Here is an 18,643-nt window from a genome sequence, read left to right on the forward strand (position 1 = left end):
ATAAATCATTTCACATAAGCCAAAACGGCGTAGCGCTTACTGCGCAATGCAAGAGTTTGCAGCTAGCCTGTCCTTTGCTGACTGCAATTCATCTTTAAGGCCGACAATCTCTCGATCTGCTAGAAAGAGGCGCGCTGTCATTTCCAGCTTCTCGTTGAGAGCGTTGTTTCGCTGATCGTGAAGCCCTTGCATGTAGAGACGCATAAAATCGCCCTTAGTCGCGTCCGCTTGAGCCGTTACCGGCCCGGGAGAGACAAAGAGAGAAAGCAGCACAACTGCGGGCAACCCAAAGATCCGCTTGCACATCGGCGGGCCTCACTTTCCTTCCGGGATAGGGTCGGCGGTTTTGGGCGTGGCGCGAGCCGCCTCTTGCAGGCGTGCCAGGTCGCGCCGAGCGACGAGCAGTTGCGCCGTCACTTGCACCTCGCGGTTTAGCGCTTGGTCCCGCTGGTCGCGCAAAGCCTGTAGAGCCGCTGTCATGAGTTCCGAAGATGGCTCCTCGGCTTGAACGGCCGAGGACGCTGCAACGAGGGCCGCGAGGAGGGCAAGGGCGGATCGCTTCATCACAGGCAGGCTCCTGCAGTGGCCTTGACGTAGACGTTGCCGCCGGTGTCGACGCAGAGCGTGCCCTTTGCCGTACCGGCAACAGCGGGCAGACTGGGCAGGCCGAGACCGCCAGTGACCACCGCGCCGCCGTTGACTTGGACAGGGCCGGCCCCCTTGCCCTGAAGGATCAGCGGAATGTCTGCCGCCGGTCCATCCGGCGAGATGAAACCTGCACCGCCTGCCCCCGCCGATGTGATGGCGATACTGTTGATGCCTCCCGGTGTGCCGATCAGGTTCAATACCTTACCGCCGTTCTGCTCGTAACGAAGCGTGCCGTTACCAGCGCAATACAAGCAGGCATCAAGACCATTCAGGCAAGTCTTCTGCCCTTGCCCGCTCGTCATGGCGTAGGGCATGGAGCCCTGGGTAGTGTTGAACCCCGTATAATGGGTGCCGGCGACGTTGATGCTCGTGATCGCCTGCGTGCCGTCGTAGAACGTATTATCACGGATCAGGTGGGCGCCCTGGTAGAGATGCCCGTTGACCATGTTATACGTCGTGCGGGTCAGCGTTACGCCGTTGGCCGTGCCATTGGCGGGATTGTTCAGTGTCGCCGTGCCGCTGGTCTTGTTGACCGCAGCGGTGTCGCCGTCGATTGCCGTCACGATTGTCAGGTCAGGAATACCCGGACCTGTGACCCGGTCGCCTACATGGAGCACCGTGGTTCCGCCGCCCGATATCGGAACGCCCGCGAACGTGATGCTGTTGCTTCCAGCCGCGACGGTCGCGGTGACCGTCGAGGGCGCGGGCGCCTCGCCCGACCACAATTCGCCGGCGGTGATCGGAAATCCTAAGAAAGTGCGGAAGACCGAGGCCGCGTTGCCGAGCCTTCCGCCGGGCTGATACGGCCCGTTGAAGTTCGTCATGTCGATTTCGGTATTGTAGTGCGACTGAGCCCCGGTATCCGCCAGGATGGTGAGCGCCGGATTGAACGCCCAGGTGTTGCCGCCGCCCGGCCGCACGATGGTGGGAACGTAGAGCGCAACCTTCTGGCCATGATTGGTCTGCGGCCCGGCGCCGGTCATGCTCTCGAAATTGATGACCATCGCTGACTCTTGCCGCATGTTGCCCTGCGTCGTCTTCGACTGGACAAGCTGCTGAGCAAGCTGGATATACTGCTGGTCGCCCGGGGGCGGGAGTGGATCGGTAAAAACTTCCGGCCCGATACCGACACTGGCCGCAAACGGGATGTTGATCTTCGTAGAGGATTTCGTCGCATAGCAGCTCTGCACGGGCGACGATGTGCCCGGCACATAGCCGGTCCACTTCGACGTGTCGCACGCACCGGCAGCAAGGATGCCGGTAAGGGAAGAGCCCCCAGCGTCATTCGCCACCACCGTGCCCGCATCGAGGCGGTTCAGGTCCAGACCGCCGTAGAGCTTGAACTTGGATGCATCCCAAGCGAGCGCAGGAGACACAAGACCGGCGGATACGGCAAAAGCCAGGAAAGCGCGCACACCAACACTCCCAGAGTGAAATCACCTGGGATTAAATCACAATCTGCGTATTTGTAATACAACTAGGTTCGTCGCTGTCGTTTCACCCGTTGCGCCTGTCTCATTCTATTTCAAAAAAACCGCACTTATGCACAATATGCCGCACCTCTGGCCGGGTCTGGGCGACGCGAGGTGCCGGCTATGCGTTGTCCTCATTCCGATAAAACATCCGCTTTAGCTCCTCGTCGGTCATGAACCGAGCGCCCTTGGGCATCTCCGGCTTGGGCTTCTTCGGCTGTTCAGGCAGGTACTTTGCATACTCAACCATCCTCAGGAATGCGGATGGTTGCTTATCTGATCTTTCAGCCCGCAACAGCTCAGGCAGAGCCGCTTCGAGCACTTTAAATAGCTGAGCCTTAAGCTCTGGCTCATTAAACCAACGCTTATTGCGTCCGTTCGATGCCTCTATACCATCAACTAAGAAGGCAATATCTTGCAAGAAGCTATAAGTTTCTGGCCCACCTAGACTATCAACGAATGGCAGTTCGCGTTCGCGCACAAGCGCCGTTGCGTGCTCAACAATATCATCTGCCACGAAACTTTCGGCCAGCCGGAATTCCATTTCTTGAGAGAGCGAGCGACCAGACTGCTTCGCGGCCTCCTCAAGCCGGTCACGAATGCCGGCAGTGGTCCGGGTCGATAGAGAGATCCGTTCGCCGGTCCCCTTTGGCAGCGTCCTCCGCTTCATCGGTTCACCTGTCTCACCCGTTGCGTCTGTTCCGCAGATAGCAACGCCGGCTCACCGCGACAAGGGCGTCGCCCTCCATTCGACATCATATATGATGACGTAGGTTGCCACGACAGCACGTGTGATATAGGTTGTATGGCATCGACCCCGCCAGACTCAGGAGTACGGACGTGCTGGCAAAGGACGTAGAACGCGAAGCCAAGCTGGGCCGCCAAATCAGCGTGTCGGATCTGGCAACAGCGACCGGCCGCTCCCGTGCGGCGATCTATCGAGCCGTTCGGACCGGTGAGTTGGGGTCAACCAAACTCGGCAGAACGCCGATGATCTTGCCCCACGAAGCCCTGCGGATGCTCGGCATCGAGCCTGAGCCCGAAATGGCTGCCGCCGCCTGAACTTCCGCCTGTTGGCGGGATGACCTGCCGGCTTCTGTAACCGCTCTGACGCGCAGAAAAAAAACCCCCGCAACGGGGGCTCCGCGGCAGGGGCTTTAAGGTGATAAATCCAGTGTCGGTATCTAATACACCAGCCCTCGAAGGGCAATCACATTCGCTCCGCGTGTACGATCAGGATCTCGCTGTCCGCAGGATCCGGGCTCGTGTCGCTGTGAGCGAGAGCGTTGCTCGTGCCATGGCCGCCGCTGCCTTCGCCGTGACGGAGGCGCGGGCATGAGCGCGCACGATTCCCTGTACGAGTACGTCGTCACCCGTGACGCCAAGCTCAATCACAGCGACGGCTCATGGTCGAGCATCATCCGGCCGCCTTATGGCTTCGGCTGGGAGATAGCCGATAGCTCTCGCGACCGGCACACAGTCTGGCGCCGCGTCCGTCGGGCCGGCCGCCTCTCTGTGCAGGAGGTGGCTAGTGCTCGGGGCTGACCTCCTCGATGTCGGCGTCATCGCTCAGGCGATGCGCGGTACCATCCTGAGCCGGGAGCGCGTCGTCGTTCCTGGCCCAGGCCACAGCCATCATGATCGCAGCCTCAGCATCTGGATAGACGCTCAAGACCCGGAGGGTTTCCGGGTTCACTCCTTCGCAGGTGATCCCTTCGAGGCGTGCCGCGATCACGTGCGGGACGCGGTGGGCTTGCCAGCGTGGCAAGGTCATGAGCGCGGGAATGTTGACCCGGCCGAGATCGCGCGCCGCCGCACTGCTCGCGAGGCAGCCAGGGCCGCAGCGGAAGCGGAAGCTCTTACAAAGCGCCAGCGCGCCTTGCGGATCTGGAATGCCGCCCACGACCCGCGCGGCACGGTTGTCCAGGTCTACTTGCACAATCGCGGCCTCGCGCTGACCGACGATCTGGCCGGCGAGGTGCTGCGCTTCCATCCGATCTGCCCCTGGGGTGATCGGACCGTGCCGGCCATGGTTGCGCTGTTCCGCGACGCGCACACCGACGAGCCGACTGGCATCCATAGGACAGCTTTAGCGCATGACGGTCGCAAGCGGTTCGAGGGCGCCGAGGCTCGGAAGATGTATGGCGGCGCGATCGGTGCCGCCATCAAGCTCGACGCCGATGCGGAGGTCACGCACGGCCTCGTCATCGGTGAAGGTATCGAGACCAGTATTGCCGCCAGGCAACTCGGGATCGGGCCTGTTTGGGCGCTCGGCAGTGTCGGCGCCATCAGCACCTTCCCGGTTCTGCCCGGCATCGAGTGTCTGACCATCCTCGGAGAGACCGACGCCAAGGGCGCCAACGCCGCCGCGATCCAGTCCTGCGGGCTGCGCTGGGTGGAAGCCGGGCGTGCGGTCGAAATCGTCCGTCCCCGCACCGGCGGCGACATGAACGACATCATCATGGGAGGCTCGCCGGCATGACGTTCAACGGAAAGCATCCGATCGAGGCTGACCCGGAGACCTACGAGCGCTCGGCGTTCGTGCCGGCATCCTACCGCGATCAAGAAGACCCCGACGCCTGGGGCGAAGCCGACATCTCTTACCTGGGCATGGGCCGCCGGCCTGCTCCAGCGTTTCCGCTGACCGTTCTCGGTCCGTGGGCCGACTGGGTGGAGATGAAGGCCCGCGGCGCCTGCGCTCCGCCCGACTATGTTGCGGTCGCATTGATGGCGTGTGCCGGTGCCGCCATCGCGAATGTGCGCTGGCCGCTGGCCGGCGCAACTTGGTCGGAACCACCCATCCTGTGGTGCGCCGAGGTCGGGGCGCCCTCGTCCAGCAAATCACCGTCCATGGATGCGGCCTTCGGCTTGGTGCGCCACGCCGAGGATCTGATGGCCGCCGACTTCGACGAGGTTCAGACCGACTTCGCTACGCGCAAGCAAGCGGCCGAGGCACGGAACGAAGCTTGGAAGGCCGATGTGAAGGCCGCGATCAAAGCTGGTGAGAACCCGCCGCCGCAGCCGAGGGATGCGGCCGAGCCTGCCGCACCAATCCGGCCGCGCATCCGGGTTGCCGACGTGACGGCCGAGAAGCTGGGCATGCTGGCGGCCGGCCTCCCCCGCGGCCTTCTCTTGGTCCGCGACGAACTCTCCGGCTTCATCGGCGGCCTCGACCGATACAGCACCGGCGGGTCGGATCGGGCCTTCGCCATCGAAATGTATGGCGGCCGCTCCTACGTGGTGGACCGGGTCAAGAACCCTGAGCCGGTCGTCATACGCCACCTCTCGGTCGGGGTGCTCGGCGGCATCCAGCCTGAACGGCTCTCTGCCATCATTGAGGGGCCGGACGATGGTCTGGCGGCCCGGCTGCTGTGGTGCTGGCCCGATGCGTCGCCGGATTTCCGGCTCGCGCGCGAACTGCACGATGATAGCCCGATGCAGGCGGCCTTCGCGCGGCTCACCGCTCTGGCGATGGATGCCGATCGGTTCGGTCACCCAGAGCCGAAGCTGCTGCGCCTGACGCGTGAGGCGGAGGACATCCTGGAGGCGTTCGCGCGGGAGATGGCGCGCCGGGCTCACGAGGCGACCGGGCTCTTTGCTGGAACACTCGGCAAGGCTCGCGGACACGCTCTCCGTATTGCGACCGTCATCGATCACCTCTGGTGGTGCGCCCGCCAGGAGGCCGAGCCGGAGGAGGTCGGCGCATCAGCGATGCGGTGTGCTGTGGAGCTGCTGCAGGGCTACTTCATCCCCATGAGCGAGCGCGTCTACGGCGATGCCTCTATTCCGACGGCGGAGCGCCAGGCGATCTATCTCGCGCGCCACCTGCGCAGGACAAACCGAGCGGAGTTCGTCGCCCGGGACCTGAGGCGGGAGATCGGCGGCCCGCTGCGCGAAGCCGACCAGATGAACAGCGCCTGCGAAGGCCTGGTGGAAGCCAACCTGATCCGCCCTCGGTTCACGAGAGCCGGCCCTACCAAGGGCAAGGCGGCGAAGCGCTATGAGGTCAACCCGGTCGTGTTCGCGAGGCTGTCATGACAGACGCGGAGGCGACTTGGTTCGGAAGGCGCGCTGTGCCGGTAGTGCCATTAGTGCCGGTAGCACTCTTTGCGACCGCTCTGACCGGACCTATTGGCGCCAATGGCACTAATGGCACGCGCTTCCGGTATAGCGAGCGCCGTAAACGGACGCTGGCCGCCGTGCATGATCACCGGCTGTGTCGCCCGGACAAGCCGGCTACCGGCACTAATGACGCTATCGGCACGGGTTTTGGATATAGAGTGGGCCGCATGTCGATCGCTGCCACCGTCCGAGATCGCAGCCTGCACCGATCCGGTGAAGCCCCTACCGGCACAAATGACACTATCGGCACGGGGAAGCAGGATAGAACCTCCTGCACGATGCCCCTCCTTCAGCCCTTGGCTTTCCCGGACGACAAGGCGGACGACGCTGCAAGGAGCGGGGAGCAGCGCACATGGTGATCCAGCTCGACACGCGTCGGGCTCGGAGCCTGGCCCCTCTTGATCCTGACCTCGTCCGGTTCGTCGAAGCCCTTGCGGACGCCGCAGCCCAGCGTGACCATCACGCAGCTCTGGCCGGCCGAAACCCAGCGATGAAGGCGAAGCGGTAATGAAGCGAGCGGCGATCTACGCGCGGTTCTCTACGGACCTCCAGAACGAGCGCTCTGTAGAGGATCAGGTCGCGATCTGCCGTGCCTACGCGCAACGAGAGGGCTTCGCAGTCGTCGCTACTTACTGCGATCGGGCGAAGTCCGGTGCTTCGATCCTCGGTCGCGACGGCTTGATCAGCCTCATGGCTCAAGCCAGGGAGCGCGCCTTCGATGCGGTGATCGTCGAGCACTCCGATCGTCTCGCCCGGTCCATGAGAGACACCGGCGATCTGTTCGACCGCTTCACCTTTCTCGGGATCGAACTCCGGTCCGTCCATAGCGGCGGCAAGCTGGATGCGACCATGGCAGGCCTCTTCGGCCTAGTCGGGCAGATGCAGCGTGAGGAGGGCGCCAAGAAGGTACGTCGGGGCATGGCCGGCGTCATCCGAAGCGGGCGGCACGCCGGAGGCCGAGCCTACGGCTACCGACCCGTGCCCGGGCAACGGGGTGAACTCGCTATCGACGAGGCCGAGGCGGCGATCGTCCGGCGCGTTCTCACGGAATACGCCAACGGCCGCCAGCCTCGCGACATCGCCTCGGACCTGAACCGGGAAGGCGTGCCCCCTCCCCGCGGCCGTCGCTGGAACGCCTCGACCATCAATGGCAACTCGGCACGGGGAACGGGGCTCGTCTTCAACGAGCTGTATGTGGGGCGGATCGTCTGGAACAAGGTCCAGATGCTCAAGAACCCCGATACGGGCCGGCGCGTCTCAAGGCCGAACCCGAAGGAGCTGTGGCAAGCCGTCGAGGCCCCTCGCCTCCGCATCGTGTCTGATGATGTGTGGAACCGTGTCCGGGCCGTGAAGGCGACTAGGACCAACGACTATCCGCAATTCGTACGGCGGCAGCCCTACCTGCTCTCGGGCCTCCTACGCTGTCACGCCTGCGGCTCCGGCCTCTCGGTTCATGATCGGGACCATACCGGCAAGACGCGGGTTCGGTGCTCGGCTGTGCGGGAAAGTGGATGCTGCGACAACCGCCGTATCGTCTACCTGCCCCTGATCGAGCAGGCCGTGGTGTCCGGCATGGAGGACGCGCTGCGTGACCGCCGGCTGATCCACATCTACGTGTCGCGCTACAACGAGGCTCGGCGGCGTCTGGCATCGGGCTGCGGCGGCGAACGGACCAAGCTCGAAGGCCGGCTGAAGGCCCTTGAGGCGGAGCACGCCCGGCTGATGAGTGGCTATCTGAAGGGCTTCGTTACCGAGGCCGACGCTGCGGCGCGCTTGCCGACGATCAAGTCAGAGCAGGCGACCCTGGAGATCGAGCTTGCCCAGCTGTTCGACACGCCCAACCTGCTCACGATCGAGGAGAACGTCGTCACCAGCTACCTGGCGCAGATCAAGGATCTCTCGGGGAGGTTGAGCGACCATGCAAGGACGACCGACGAGGCGAGCCGCCATCTCGTGCAGACGTTCCGAGGCCTTATCGAGACCGTCACGGTCCTGCCCGGCGCGCGTCGTCAAGGCATAGAGGTCGAGGTGAAAGGCCGCCTATCAGCTTTAGTTGCCCAAGGGCGGCCGCAAACCCTTAGTGGGGTTTTAGTGGTAGCGGAGGAGGGATTTGAACCCCCGACACAAGGATTATGATCTGAGCTGAAAGCCCCCTACCCTGCTGATCGGACAGAGCTTTTTTCCAGCTGCGCTAGGAGCGCGCTAGATCTCCTATATGAGCTACAAGGCCGCTGCTGGCATTCGAGCAGCCAGGCCGACGGGAGTGCTGTTTGCGAATTCCGTTAAACGGAAGCGCGGGTAATCGATAAGGGCGATTACCCCGAGCACTCCCCGGTCAATGTGGCCGGCTGGCGCCGCAAGCATACGTCGGAGTGACTGGTGCTAACCCACCCCTCCCAACCCGTTTCGGGCACTCAACCTCGGTGCCGACGGGAGCAATGGGAGCGCCGATGACGGCCAGCGGGGCATCAAGCAGCAGAGCGCGTTCGTCCACGACGATGCCGCCGGGCGTCAGGGAACTACCAGGCGGCAGTAGCGCGTATGAAGTTGCCAGACGATTGGCATTTGAGCGCTGGGGGAGGCGACGGACCTTCGGGTCGTTTGAGCGGGCGACCGCGATCAGTCCCGCCTCGATGCTGTAGGCGTCGTCGCGCAGGGCCTCGGGTCGTTAACGTTAGGAAACACAGCGGGGGCCATCGAGGCTGGAAGCCTGTGCCTAGACCGAACCGAGGCCGGCGATGCCGAAACCCTGGCTGGTTGCCATGAGATGAAGACGCATGGTTACGTCGATAATGTCCTACAGGTGCATGACAGGCCAGAGCCCCAGGGCGGTTACGCCAGATTAAAAGACAAAATAATTTGGAAACGTCATATTTTCAATTATCGTGGGAAATCAAGGTATCTTAAGGCGTGCCCCTCATTCACGAGTCCGTGAACCTCATTCTATCAGTCACATTCAAGCTAAAGCGTGCCGGCACGTGTCACTCCTTGTCGCATCGCTCCTACGGGCTGCCGCGGATCGCGGGAACGATATCGTTTACCAAATGTTGGAGCGTCGAATCTTGATGCCATGCCGATGCGGCTTCCAACCCGAGCGATCCCATGCGCTGCTTCTGTGTTGCTGCCCTGTTCATGCCCCTGATCGCTGTCTCCTTTGCAGCGTCCGCCCGAGCTCAAGATGTCCCGAGCCAAACAATGCGGACGAAGATGCTGATCCACGGCAACTATTGCGGGCCTGGGAACAACGGCCCGGGCATGAAGCCTGTGGACGCGCTCGACGCCGCTTGCATGCGTCACGATGCGTGCACGCCAGACTTCGGGCTACCGGCTTGCGGCTGCCATCGTCAACTCAAGCGGGACGCCAGCCTCATTGCTGCTAGCCCTCGCCAGCCCCAGGATATCCGGATACTGGCCAGTCTCATCGCGCAGGGAAGCGATTTGATGATGTGCCGCGATGGCCTTGCGCTAGGACATTAAACCGGATCGGACATAGACACTCGGCCAGATTTCTGTCCAATGCAGGCGGAGCGCGGGGGGCAATAACCCCCGCGGAGAGCGACAAGCTCGTTTGCATGACCCGGACAGGCCGGGCCGGTCGCAGCGGGGTAGCGCCCAAAGTCCGCTTGTGTGCGGCAATTGCTGTTCAAGCAGACGGCAAGCGTCAGGGGCGACAGTTCCTAAGGAAGAACTCGGTGGTGCGCTTTAGTGTCTCACGTTTGACATGGGTCAGTTCGGCCCGCTCCAGCCCCAGGACTGCGCGGTCCACTGGCGGGCGAATAGTTAGATTGAGAAAGCATTCTGCAGCGAAGCGCGTATCAGGGACAGTAATCTCACCAGACTCAACAGCTTGCTCGAGGCATCTCTCAATTATGGAGTGAAGCCGTGTCTGCCCGAAGTCGTTCATCAACAGAGCAAATTGCGGGAAGCGGAGCGCCTCGGCCGTAATAACTCGCTGGAACGCGATGACGTCCGGTGTCAGGGCGACCTTCAGCGACGCGAGTGCGATCCGGTGCAGGCACTCGCTTGCCGATCCAAAATAACCCGCCTCACGCTCGATGGCGGGTATACGCTCCTCGATGAAGCGAAGACAGACGGCCTCGAACAGATCGGCTTTTGAACTGAACCGGACGTAGAAGGTCTTTTTCGAGACTCCAGCGGCTGCAGAGATACCGTCGATGCTGGCAGCCTCGAACCCCTCGGCGAGGAAGATAGGCATCGCGGCATTGAGGATGCGCAGGGTCGCATCGCCCTCTGTCCCACGTGCTGGTCGCCCAAGGCGCCGACCGCGCGCCGGTGTCGTCTCATTTAGCATGATCTGCCGCTATTCGATGTCTGTGAAAACGTAGCAGGAGTTTTTTGGAAAGGAAGCGCTCCGCACGGCCGAGACCAATTTTACGTCTGCGATACCGATACCGTCGCCTCAAAGGCAGTTGCGCGCGACCAAACGCCGTTATAAGGAACGATTACGTTCTATTTTTGCTCTCAGAATGGCAGCGCGATGGCCCAAGGTGGACAGGACACGGGGTCGGTAACGGATGCCGAAGCCTACCGGCGCGAGGCGGACCCCCATGGATCGAACGAGGACCGCCGGGGCCCGAATCAGGATCGTGGTACGTCGGACGGCAACGGAGAAGTGGTGACGGACGGAGACGCCAAGGCGTCGTCGCCCCTGAAGAAGACATGGGTGAAGGTACTTCTCTCCTTAATCGTGATCGCGGCCCTCGTGGGGGGCGGCATCTGGGCATGGCGGTACTGGACCGTCGGGCGCTTCATTCAGGAAACCAACAACGCCTACATCAAGGCCGACCAGGTGACGATCTCGCCTCAGGTGTCTGGTTACGTCGCCTCGCTCCCGGTCTCCGCTAATCAAGTGGTTATAGCGGGCCAGATCCTGATGACTATCGACGATGGCGAGGCCCAGGCGAGACTCAGGGAGCAGCAGGCCCAGGTCGTCGTGCGCCAAGCCGACGTCGCCCGCGCGGAGACCGAACTCTCGCGACAGCAAGCGCAGATTGACCAAGCCAAGGCGCAGCTCTCCGCCTCGCAAGTCACTGCCAAGTTTTCTGCTGAGCAAGTGCGTCGCTACAAGCCCCTTGCAGCATCCGGTGCCGACACCGTGGAGAAGCTCGATCAGTATCGCAGCCAAGCCGAGCAGAACGACGCGCAGGTCGAGGTCAACAAGGCTCAGTTGCTATCGGCTAATAAACAAGTCGATACCCTGAAGGCCGCAGTTTTGCAGGCCAAGGCCGCCGTAGATCAGGCCCGCGCTGGGTTGCTTCGGGCTCAGATTGACATCGGCCACGCCACGATCAAAAGCCCTATAGCGGGTAGGATCGGCGACCTAACTGCTCGGGTCGGCCAGTACGTTCAGGCCAGCACGCGCTTGATGAGCGTCGTGCCAGTCGACGATCTTTACATTGACGCGAACTTTAAGGAGACCCAGGTCGGCCTGATGCGGATCGGTCAGCCGGTGACGATCTCGGTCGATGCCCTCTCTGGGAGGGATCTGCAGGGGCGCGTGGCTAGCTTCTCGCCGGGCACCGGCGCGCAGTTCGCGCTGATCCCGCCGGAGAACGCCACGGGCAACTTCACCAAGATCGTGCAGCGCGTCCCCGTGCGCATCCGGTTCAAGGCGGGTGCGGAGGCCCGCAAGGTTCTGGTCCCCGGCCTATCTGTCGTTGTCTCAGTCGATACGCGTGCCGCACGCGCGGAGGAGGAGGAAGACGATGAGCCGGCCGAGGAGCCCGTGGCGCAGGTGGGCCCGGGTGGACAGGTCGGCCGTTCGCGCTCGGCGGGCGCTAAGCCATGAGCGGACACCCTACCCCGCCGGCCAAGGCCGATGCCGCCGCCTGGCTCGCGGTTGCGGCCGGGACCATCGGCGCTCTGATGGCGACCCTCGACACCTCCATCGTCAACGCGGCCCTACCGACCATCCAGGGAGAGGTTGGCGCCAGCGGCTCTGAGGGAACCTGGATCTCAACGGCTTACCTTGTCGCAGAGATCATTATCATCCCACTGACGGGATGGCTCGAACGCGTATTCGGCCTGCGCAACTTCCTCGTCGCTTGCACGATCCTGTTCGTCGGGTTCTCAGTGCTGTGCGGCGTCGCAACAAATCTCGATATGATGATTATCGGTCGCGTCGGCCAGGGCGTAGCCGGCGGTGGCATGATCCCGACAGCGCTCACCATCGTCGCCACCCGTCTGCCGCCGGACAAGCAGCCCGTCGGCGTCGCCCTGTTCGGCATGACGGCGGTGCTCGGGCCGGTCGTCGGTCCCATCATTGGAGGCTGGCTCACCGAAAATGCGAGCTGGCACTATCTGTTCTTCATTAACGTCCCCATCGGCCTCGGCCTCCTCGTGCTTCTGTTTGTCGGCCTGCCACACCAGAAAGCCCATCCGGCGCAAGTACTCGAAGGCGACTGGTTTGGCATTATCGGCCTCGTCATCGGCCTCGGTTGCCTCACTGTGGTGCTAGAGGACGGGCAGCGTGAGCAGTGGTTCGCCTCAAACCTCATCATCTCGCTGAGCGTTGCTGCAACCTTCGGATTTATCCTGCTCGCCATCGGGCAGTTCACCGCGAAGGCACCCGTCATCGACATGAGCATCCTGCGCACGCGAGCGTTCGGCAGCGTGTTCTTGATGAGCTTCGCCGTTGGCGGCGGACTTTACGGCATCCTCTACCTGATCCCCCAGTTCCTCTCGCAGGTCCCACACTACAACGCTGAGCAGGCTGGCCATATCGTGCTGCTGTCAGGGGTCCCAACCCTTATGATGCTACCGTTCTTCCCCCTCCTTATCCGGGTGATCGACGTACGGTTCGCAGTAGCCCTCGGCCTGGTCTTCTACGGCTGGAGCTGCTTCCTCGATTCCGGCCTTACCACCGAGGATGCCGGCGGCCAGTTCGTGGTCTCACAGCTCCTGCGCGGGGTCGGACAGGGCTTCGCGCTGCTATTCCTCAACCAGGCCGCAACGAGTTCCGTCCCGCCCGAAAAGGCGAACGACGCCTCCGGCCTATTCAACGGAGCACGCAACCTCGGCGGCTCTTTCGGCCTAGCCCTGATCACCACACTGCAGGAGCGACGCAGCGACCTCCATACGGACCGCCTGCTCGAATCCGTGAGCGCCAATTCCGTTCTGGCGCAGGATCGCTTGAATGCGATGGGCGGTGCCGGCGGACCCGACGGCATGCGCCAAGCCCTCGCCGGCTTCAAGCAGGTCATCGACGCTCAGGCCCTGGTGATGACCTTCTCCGACTTGTTCTTCGTCTTCGGCGTGATCATGCTGGTCGTTATCCCGCTCGTCCTGTTCCTGCGTCCGCTGCCCAAGGGCGGCCCGGTCGCGATGCATTGAGCCCGCCATGATCCCGAATACCCTTCTGCGGGGCATGCTGCCCTTGACGGCGGTCCTCCTCGGCGGGTGCGTCGTTGGCCCGGACTACGGGGGCCCACCGATTACGGCGCCACGCGCCGAGGCGGGTGCGCCATTCATGCGCGGCGTCGCGGTTCGCAACGTCGTTGCCGTCGATCCGCCAGCCCGATGGTGGACAGCGTTGCGCGATCCGATTCTGAGCGATCTCGTCGAGGACGCCCTCGCCTCGAATACCAACGTGCAAATCGCGTCGGCACGGCTGCTCCAGTCCCGCGCCGTGCTCGGCCAGAGGACGGCCGCCCTTGCGCCCAGCATCTCGGCGAATACCTTCGCGCTGAACAACCAGCTGCCAGTTAGGGATTTCGTCGGGAGTGGCCTCGGCTCGGCCGGCGGTACGGTTCCCAAGTCGCTGAATATTGATCTCTACAACGCCACTTTCGACGCAACCTGGGAGATCGATATCTTCGGCGGCAAGCAGCGCGCCATCGAGCAGGCCGTCGCCCAGGGCGAGGCAGCAGAAGCGGCCGTGGCCGACGCGCAGGTGCAAGTCGCGGCCGAGGTGGCGCAGTCCTACGTAACACTCCGCGGAGCCCAGAGGCGCCTCGCATTGACCCAACGTGCGGCCACGCTCCAGCGCGAGGCGGTAAGCCTCAGCCAGCAGCGGCTGGCCGGTGGCGCGGCCTCGTCGCTAGACGTGGAACGTTTGCGCACCCAATTCGAGACAACCTCCGCCCAAGCGCCGGTCTTCCAGGCGCAGATCGACCAGTCTCTAAATCAGATCGCCGTGCTGGTCTCCCGTGAGCCGGGCGCCGTCGATGCCCTACTGAAACAGCCCCGTGCCGTGCCGATGCCACCGCGCGTGGTGGCCATCGGCGATCCTGGCGCCATGATCCGGAGGCGGCCGGACATCCGGCGGGCGGAGCGCCAACTCGCCGCCGCCAACGCCCAGATCGGTCAATCCGTGGCGCGCCTGTTCCCGCGCGTGAACCTCATCGGCAACGCCGGTTGGGTCTCCCCCAACATCGGCTCCATCGGCTCGTTGGCGGCTTCGACCTACAACCTTGGGCCGACGCTGTCTTGGAGCATCCTCGACTTCGGACGGACCCTTGCCCAAATCCGGCAATCCAAAGCGGGCGCTGACGAGGCGCTGGCCCAGTACGAGCAGACCGTGCTGCAGGCGATGCAGGACGCCGAAACCTCGCTATCACGCTACGGCAACCAGCGCACCACCGTCGCCCGTCTGGCCCGGGCCAGCGCCTCGGCCGGCAAGGCCTCTATGCTGACCGACCAGCGCAACACGGCCGGCACGATAAGCACCATCGACCTCCTCGACGTCGAGCGCCAGCGCCTGCAGGCCGAACAGAGCCTCGCCCAGGCTCAGGCCGATTACACCACCGCCTACATCGCGCTTCAGAAGAGCCTTGGCCTTGGTTGGGGACTCGGTCCAGAGCGCGTTGCTCTCGAAATACAGTGAGCGCCCTCCCTCATCACCGGATCGCGTGTCCGACGCCCCCAGGGCACGCGGTGCGACGGTCGGCCCGTGCGAAGATCTTTCCCCGCAAGGGCCGACCGTTCAGCTCCATCGTCCCATGAGCGAGCGCATACGTAAGATCTTGTAGGATCGCTCGTCATACCCCCAGGATCGGCTGTTTCGACGACACGGCTCAATACGGAGAGACGAAGGCTTTAGGATCCGTGAGGCGTAAACCTCAATGACCCGCAGGCGCTGATCTCCATCCACTGGCTTGTGTCGGACGTAGCCTTCCCAGAAATGGCGGGCATGACAGCACCTGGAACTGGCAGTTTTGACACGGTGCCGCGCGCCCGCGTGGCGCTAGTGCGCCCTTGCTATGAAGCCGACACACGATGCCCATGCAGATCGGTCGACAGGACTAGGCCATCATCAATTAGTTTACCTACGGAACAATCGGCCTGTGGTCGAATTAAAAGAAACGCATTAGTTCCCTTTCGACATGTTTCAACGGGCTGAGCACGATGAAGTCAAGTAACAACCACTCGAATGAAATTTATATTTTATATCAAAATACATATTATATTTATCCTATAATTATCAATCACAATGATTGTTTTATTTTATCGGACTAATATGTTTTTCTAATAGTGGCTATCACAATCTCTCAAGGCAGAATATGCAATGTCAAAGATCGATCAAACATCAAAAAAATCAAAATATTGTGAAGATAATCAGACTTTTTATCAGAAATATAACAAAGTACCAATATTTTTTATCATTTTACTGATATTTGCAAGTTTGACGATTGGTGTTGTAATGTGTGTCTTGGGGCATTATAAAATTTTTACTGTTTTGCTAGTTTTTAATCTGATTTTATCTATCTTTCTTAGTGTAAATAAGGCTTGGCCAAAATAAGTCATCGTTTAAATATATAAATAATGACTTAGGGAAAGCTGATTATTCTACACGAAGGGTGGCGAGTGGAATGCTAGTGAAGCTTTGGTATTTCCACCACGGATAGCTTGGCCCGTAGAGTCTGTCGGACGAACGTAGCCGGCCAAGCGTTTGGGGCGCTCACGACAACTTTCGAGATCGGCGCGCGACGTGCCCCGAATCATTGAGCGCTGATTGTCCGTCTCCACGGGGCCTTCCCCCACCGTGGGCTGAACCGGCGGGGGAAGGCCTCGTGCCGGAGCCGCTTCAATCCATGACCTTGAGGTCGTTCACGTTCACGTCGACATCCTGGGTGGTGAAGCTCGGTGCCCGGCCGTTCGACTGGGAGACGCCGCTGATGCGGTGGTCGCCGCTATCGTAGGTAGCCAGCTTGCCGTCGGTCTCGATGACGAGCCGCTGCTTATCGGGGAAGAACGCGTAGCGCATCCCGTTCTGGCCACCGCTGGTCGAGGGCTGGCCGAGTTCCTTCGGCCACCATGGCTCCGAGCCCTTCATCGGCTCCATCGGCTTCATGGGTTCCATGGGCTTCATGGGTTCCATGGGCTTCATGGGTTCCATGGGCTTCATCGGTTCCATTGCGCTCGGTCCTCTGGCGGGATGGCTGACGCCAACGCTACGCTCGAAGCGCCGAAAGGTTTCCCAAAAACTGGGACGACAAAGTCTGCCGACGAGTATGTCGTTCGAGGACGTTGAGATAAGCGCGGGGATCGCTGCGGAAGCGGGTGAGCTGGGTTCGGGCCTGCCTGCGGATGGTGAGGGACCCGCATGAGAGGAGCTGCTCGTTGCAAGCTTGAAGCTGTCGTGCTGGGCTCAGGATGCCCCAGGACCAGCGGGGCAGCGCGAGAGCATGCAAGGCAGCAGGACACCCTCGAACCCCCTGTATGCCCCCCTAACCGTCTCCGCGCAGGCTGCCCTCCCCTACCCTGGCCATCGGCAGGGCACGTCACACGTAAGGCGATGCATGGGCAGCGTTGATCTTCATCATCTTTGCCGTCCGATTGTTAACTACGCTCCAGGCGCATTCCGCCGAGTAATATATTGGAAAGCCGTGCTGTGCAGATATCAATTAGCAACACGGGGAACATGCTCGATGTCGAAATTTTTTGCCACCAACAAGATTTTTCAGTTTAGCGTGATGTGGTTGTTCGTTATCGCGTCCTTCGCCTACGCGGCGGGTGAGAGCGGGAAAGCCATGGCGTGGTCTCTCCTGTATGGCATCCCAGTTGGCTACATCGCGGCGGAGATATGGGTTGCATCCCTCCTCCAAAGGGAAATGAAGAAGTGGGTCTGGTTTCCGGCGATCCGTGGATACCTGCGCCGACAGGTTGCTTAATACAACAGCGTACCTATTCAATCGCTAAACAGAGCATTTCAAGGACGGCCCTTCTACTGCCACCGCGATTTTTACACCGCTGTTAGCCAGCTAGAGCAGCCGGGGTTGCGCGGTTGGATACATCATCAACGACGAGATGTAAATCTGGTGACAACAAGCTTCGTTTCGGTATCGTAAGGCTCAAACATCATTTGTCTACTGACGGCAAAGAAAGACGAGATCCATGCACTTAGTAATCGACGATACATATGGACCTAAAACCAACGGTCAGTCGCGCTACGTGACAGGGAACCGAAGGACTTGCGTCGCATTGCGTTTCAAAGATGACGAGGTCGAATATGTACGAAATCAGTTAAAAGAATGCCTTGCGCATGTTTCATCTATCATCGGAAAGCCCTTGACGGAGTTTCATTTCACCGAAATTTTCAATCGGCGTGGTCAGTGGGCACAGACTGAGGATGGATTAAATCTGAAGATATTCGGATTTTTTGCAGAACTGTATAGCATTAAGCGCTGGCCTGTAATGCTCCAGACGGTGGATGACAGGACTTTCGTAGGGCATAACGTTAGTAACTGGGCAGGAAAGATCGATGGACTTGATCTAACTGATCGTTATACTCAGAGCTTGGTACTGCTCTGCATGCGATTTCAGAGAGAATTGCCCGAATGCGAAGAGCCGCTCACGGTATTAGTGGATCAAGGCCTAAGAAAGCCAGGCGCCCCATTCGGGAAAACTCTGTTCCGAGAGTGGAAAGGCCAATTCCGAGGCGAGTACGTCGCCTCGACCGAACCTCTTATGCAGTTGACTGACTTTGTTGCCTATTGCATCAATCGATCTACTGTCCTTCAAATCAAATCAAATAGGAGCAAAACAGATTTATATTTTCTAAGGATGATCGAAATGATGAACTTAAACACAACAGATCTACAGTTTCACAAACTACCAGCGTCCTTTAATGCTCAAGATATCGATGAGCTTCATCGACTAGACCGTGTGGCGAAGGTGCTTGAACCAGCAAAAGACGAAGATGAGGAGTTAAATTGAGAAATATAAGTGATCAACGCATCCGGAAGGCGCTCAAGTTCACGCGCTAGGCCGTGCGTTCTTCTATTAGAAGCGTTTAGCTAACCTCAGTTAGCTATCTCCTGCTTCGCCTGAGAGGCCTGTCACCAGTAGAGATGCCTCTTCGGAGCTGAAGCTGTAATGCTGGGCTCAAGATGCCCCAGGACCGACAGGGGAACGCAGCAGCTGCCCAGCAGCAGGACGCC

16 protein-coding genes are annotated in these 18,643 nt (G+C 61.0%); 9 read left to right on the forward strand and 7 right to left on the reverse strand.

The features are described from left to right. Nucleotides 1–36: 36 nt before the first annotated feature. From HBB12_RS00445 to HBB12_RS00460, 4 genes are all read right to left on the reverse strand, one after another. On the reverse strand, nucleotides 37–306 hold the full coding sequence (locus HBB12_RS00445) for a hypothetical protein (protein WP_236987534.1): 270 nt from the start codon (nucleotides 304–306) through the stop codon (nucleotides 37–39). A gap of 9 nt (nucleotides 307–315) precedes the next feature. Next, a complete protein-coding gene (locus tag HBB12_RS00450) occupies nucleotides 316–564 on the reverse strand; it encodes a hypothetical protein (RefSeq protein WP_236987535.1) in 249 nt (82 codons plus the stop codon). Further along, on the reverse strand, nucleotides 564–2,063 hold the full coding sequence (locus tag HBB12_RS00455) for a hypothetical protein (RefSeq protein ID WP_236987536.1): 1,500 nt from the start codon (nucleotides 2,061–2,063) through the stop codon (nucleotides 564–566). The genes HBB12_RS00450 and HBB12_RS00455 overlap by 1 nt, the downstream gene beginning before the upstream one ends. Nucleotides 2,064–2,241: 178 nt before the next feature. After that, a complete protein-coding gene (locus HBB12_RS00460) occupies nucleotides 2,242–2,790 on the reverse strand; it encodes a hypothetical protein (RefSeq protein WP_236987537.1) in 549 nt (182 codons plus the stop codon). 170 nt (nucleotides 2,791–2,960) lie between these two features. Between HBB12_RS00460 and HBB12_RS00465 the strand changes: the two genes are divergently transcribed. Then, nucleotides 2,961–3,182, forward strand: a complete 222-nt coding sequence (locus HBB12_RS00465) for a hypothetical protein (RefSeq protein WP_236987538.1) — start codon at nucleotides 2,961–2,963, stop codon at nucleotides 3,180–3,182. A gap of 466 nt (nucleotides 3,183–3,648) precedes the next feature. Here the strand turns inward: HBB12_RS00465 and HBB12_RS00470 are convergent, their stop codons facing one another. Beyond that, a complete protein-coding gene (locus HBB12_RS00470; protein WP_236987539.1) occupies nucleotides 3,649–4,113 on the reverse strand; it encodes a hypothetical protein in 465 nt (154 codons plus the stop codon). Here HBB12_RS00470 and HBB12_RS00475 point away from each other — a divergent pair. From HBB12_RS00475 to HBB12_RS34360, 4 genes are all read left to right on the forward strand, one after another. Then, a complete protein-coding gene (locus tag HBB12_RS00475) occupies nucleotides 4,000–4,602 on the forward strand; it encodes a DUF7146 domain-containing protein (RefSeq protein ID WP_442919335.1) in 603 nt (200 codons plus the stop codon). The genes HBB12_RS00470 and HBB12_RS00475 overlap by 114 nt on opposite strands. After that, on the forward strand, nucleotides 4,599–6,158 hold the full coding sequence (locus tag HBB12_RS00480; RefSeq protein WP_236987541.1) for a YfjI family protein: 1,560 nt from the start codon (nucleotides 4,599–4,601) through the stop codon (nucleotides 6,156–6,158). Before HBB12_RS00475 ends, HBB12_RS00480 begins: the two co-directional genes overlap by 4 nt. 591 nt (nucleotides 6,159–6,749) lie before the next feature. Continuing rightward, entirely contained in the window at nucleotides 6,750–8,378 is a 1,629-nt protein-coding gene (locus HBB12_RS00485) for a recombinase family protein (RefSeq protein WP_236987542.1), read from the forward strand. Between the two features lie 1,071 nt (nucleotides 8,379–9,449). After that, nucleotides 9,450–9,719: a phospholipase A2 family protein gene (locus tag HBB12_RS34360; RefSeq protein ID WP_336886962.1), complete on the forward strand. Its 270-nt coding sequence runs from the start codon at nucleotides 9,450–9,452 to the stop codon at nucleotides 9,717–9,719. Between the two features lie 184 nt (nucleotides 9,720–9,903). Here HBB12_RS34360 and HBB12_RS00490 read toward each other — a convergent pair whose 3' ends face one another. Further along, on the reverse strand, nucleotides 9,904–10,554 hold the full coding sequence (locus tag HBB12_RS00490) for a TetR/AcrR family transcriptional regulator (RefSeq protein WP_272913237.1): 651 nt from the start codon (nucleotides 10,552–10,554) through the stop codon (nucleotides 9,904–9,906). A gap of 186 nt (nucleotides 10,555–10,740) precedes the next feature. Here HBB12_RS00490 and HBB12_RS00495 point away from each other — a divergent pair, with 186 nt between their 5' ends. Genes HBB12_RS00495 through HBB12_RS00505 form a run of 3 tightly spaced genes read left to right on the forward strand, consistent with a single transcriptional unit; the run spans nucleotide 10,741 to nucleotide 15,087 of the window. Continuing rightward, the gene (locus HBB12_RS00495) at nucleotides 10,741–12,051 is read left to right on the forward strand and encodes an HlyD family secretion protein (protein WP_236987544.1); all 1,311 of its coding nucleotides are present in this window, start codon (nucleotides 10,741–10,743) and stop codon (nucleotides 12,049–12,051) included. Further along, nucleotides 12,048–13,595, forward strand: coding sequence for a DHA2 family efflux MFS transporter permease subunit (locus HBB12_RS00500; RefSeq protein WP_236987545.1), 1,548 nt, complete (start codon nucleotides 12,048–12,050; stop codon nucleotides 13,593–13,595). The genes HBB12_RS00495 and HBB12_RS00500 overlap by 4 nt, the downstream gene beginning before the upstream one ends. A 34-nt stretch (nucleotides 13,596–13,629) precedes the next feature. Continuing rightward, entirely contained in the window at nucleotides 13,630–15,087 is a 1,458-nt protein-coding gene (locus HBB12_RS00505) for an efflux transporter outer membrane subunit (protein WP_236992618.1), read from the forward strand. Between the two features lie 1,200 nt (nucleotides 15,088–16,287). Here HBB12_RS00505 and HBB12_RS34365 read toward each other — a convergent pair. Next, nucleotides 16,288–16,563: a hypothetical protein gene (locus HBB12_RS34365; protein ID WP_336886921.1), complete on the reverse strand. Its 276-nt coding sequence runs from the start codon at nucleotides 16,561–16,563 to the stop codon at nucleotides 16,288–16,290. 1,121 nt (nucleotides 16,564–17,684) lie between these two features. Between HBB12_RS34365 and HBB12_RS00515 the strand changes: the two genes are divergently transcribed. Continuing rightward, complete coding sequence (locus HBB12_RS00515; protein WP_236987546.1) at nucleotides 17,685–18,419, forward strand: hypothetical protein; 735 nt, start codon at nucleotides 17,685–17,687, stop codon at nucleotides 18,417–18,419. The last annotated feature ends 224 nt before the right edge of the window (nucleotides 18,420–18,643 follow it).

This window comes from Methylobacterium sp. SyP6R (assembly GCF_019216885.1).
In the GTDB taxonomy this organism is placed as follows: domain Bacteria; phylum Pseudomonadota; class Alphaproteobacteria; order Rhizobiales; family Beijerinckiaceae; genus Methylobacterium.

Excerpts from the sequence above, each read along its gene's own strand:
- HBB12_RS00445 (WP_236987534.1), bottom strand. The coding sequence starts at position 306 with ATGTGCAAGCGGATCTTTGGGTTGCCCGCAGTTGTGCTGCTTTCTCTC.
- HBB12_RS00450 (WP_236987535.1), bottom strand. The coding sequence starts at position 564 with ATGAAGCGATCCGCCCTTGCCCTCCTCGCGGCCCTCGTTGCAGCGTCC.
- HBB12_RS00460 (WP_236987537.1), bottom strand. The coding sequence starts at position 2,790 with ATGAAGCGGAGGACGCTGCCAAAGGGGACCGGCGAACGGATCTCTCTA.
- HBB12_RS00470 (WP_236987539.1), bottom strand. The coding sequence starts at position 4,113 with ATGGAAGCGCAGCACCTCGCCGGCCAGATCGTCGGTCAGCGCGAGGCC.
- HBB12_RS00480 (WP_236987541.1), top strand. The coding sequence starts at position 4,599 with ATGACGTTCAACGGAAAGCATCCGATCGAGGCTGACCCGGAGACCTAC.
- HBB12_RS00485 (WP_236987542.1), top strand. The coding sequence starts at position 6,750 with ATGAAGCGAGCGGCGATCTACGCGCGGTTCTCTACGGACCTCCAGAAC.
- HBB12_RS34360 (WP_336886962.1), top strand. The coding sequence starts at position 9,450 with ATGCTGATCCACGGCAACTATTGCGGGCCTGGGAACAACGGCCCGGGC.
- HBB12_RS00490 (WP_272913237.1), bottom strand. The coding sequence starts at position 10,554 with ATGCTAAATGAGACGACACCGGCGCGCGGTCGGCGCCTTGGGCGACCA.
- HBB12_RS00495 (WP_236987544.1), top strand. The coding sequence starts at position 10,741 with ATGGCCCAAGGTGGACAGGACACGGGGTCGGTAACGGATGCCGAAGCC.
- HBB12_RS00500 (WP_236987545.1), top strand. The coding sequence starts at position 12,048 with ATGAGCGGACACCCTACCCCGCCGGCCAAGGCCGATGCCGCCGCCTGG.
- HBB12_RS00505 (WP_236992618.1), top strand. The coding sequence starts at position 13,630 with ATGCTGCCCTTGACGGCGGTCCTCCTCGGCGGGTGCGTCGTTGGCCCG.
- HBB12_RS34365 (WP_336886921.1), bottom strand. The coding sequence starts at position 16,563 with ATGGAACCCATGAAGCCGATGGAGCCGATGAAGGGCTCGGAGCCATGG.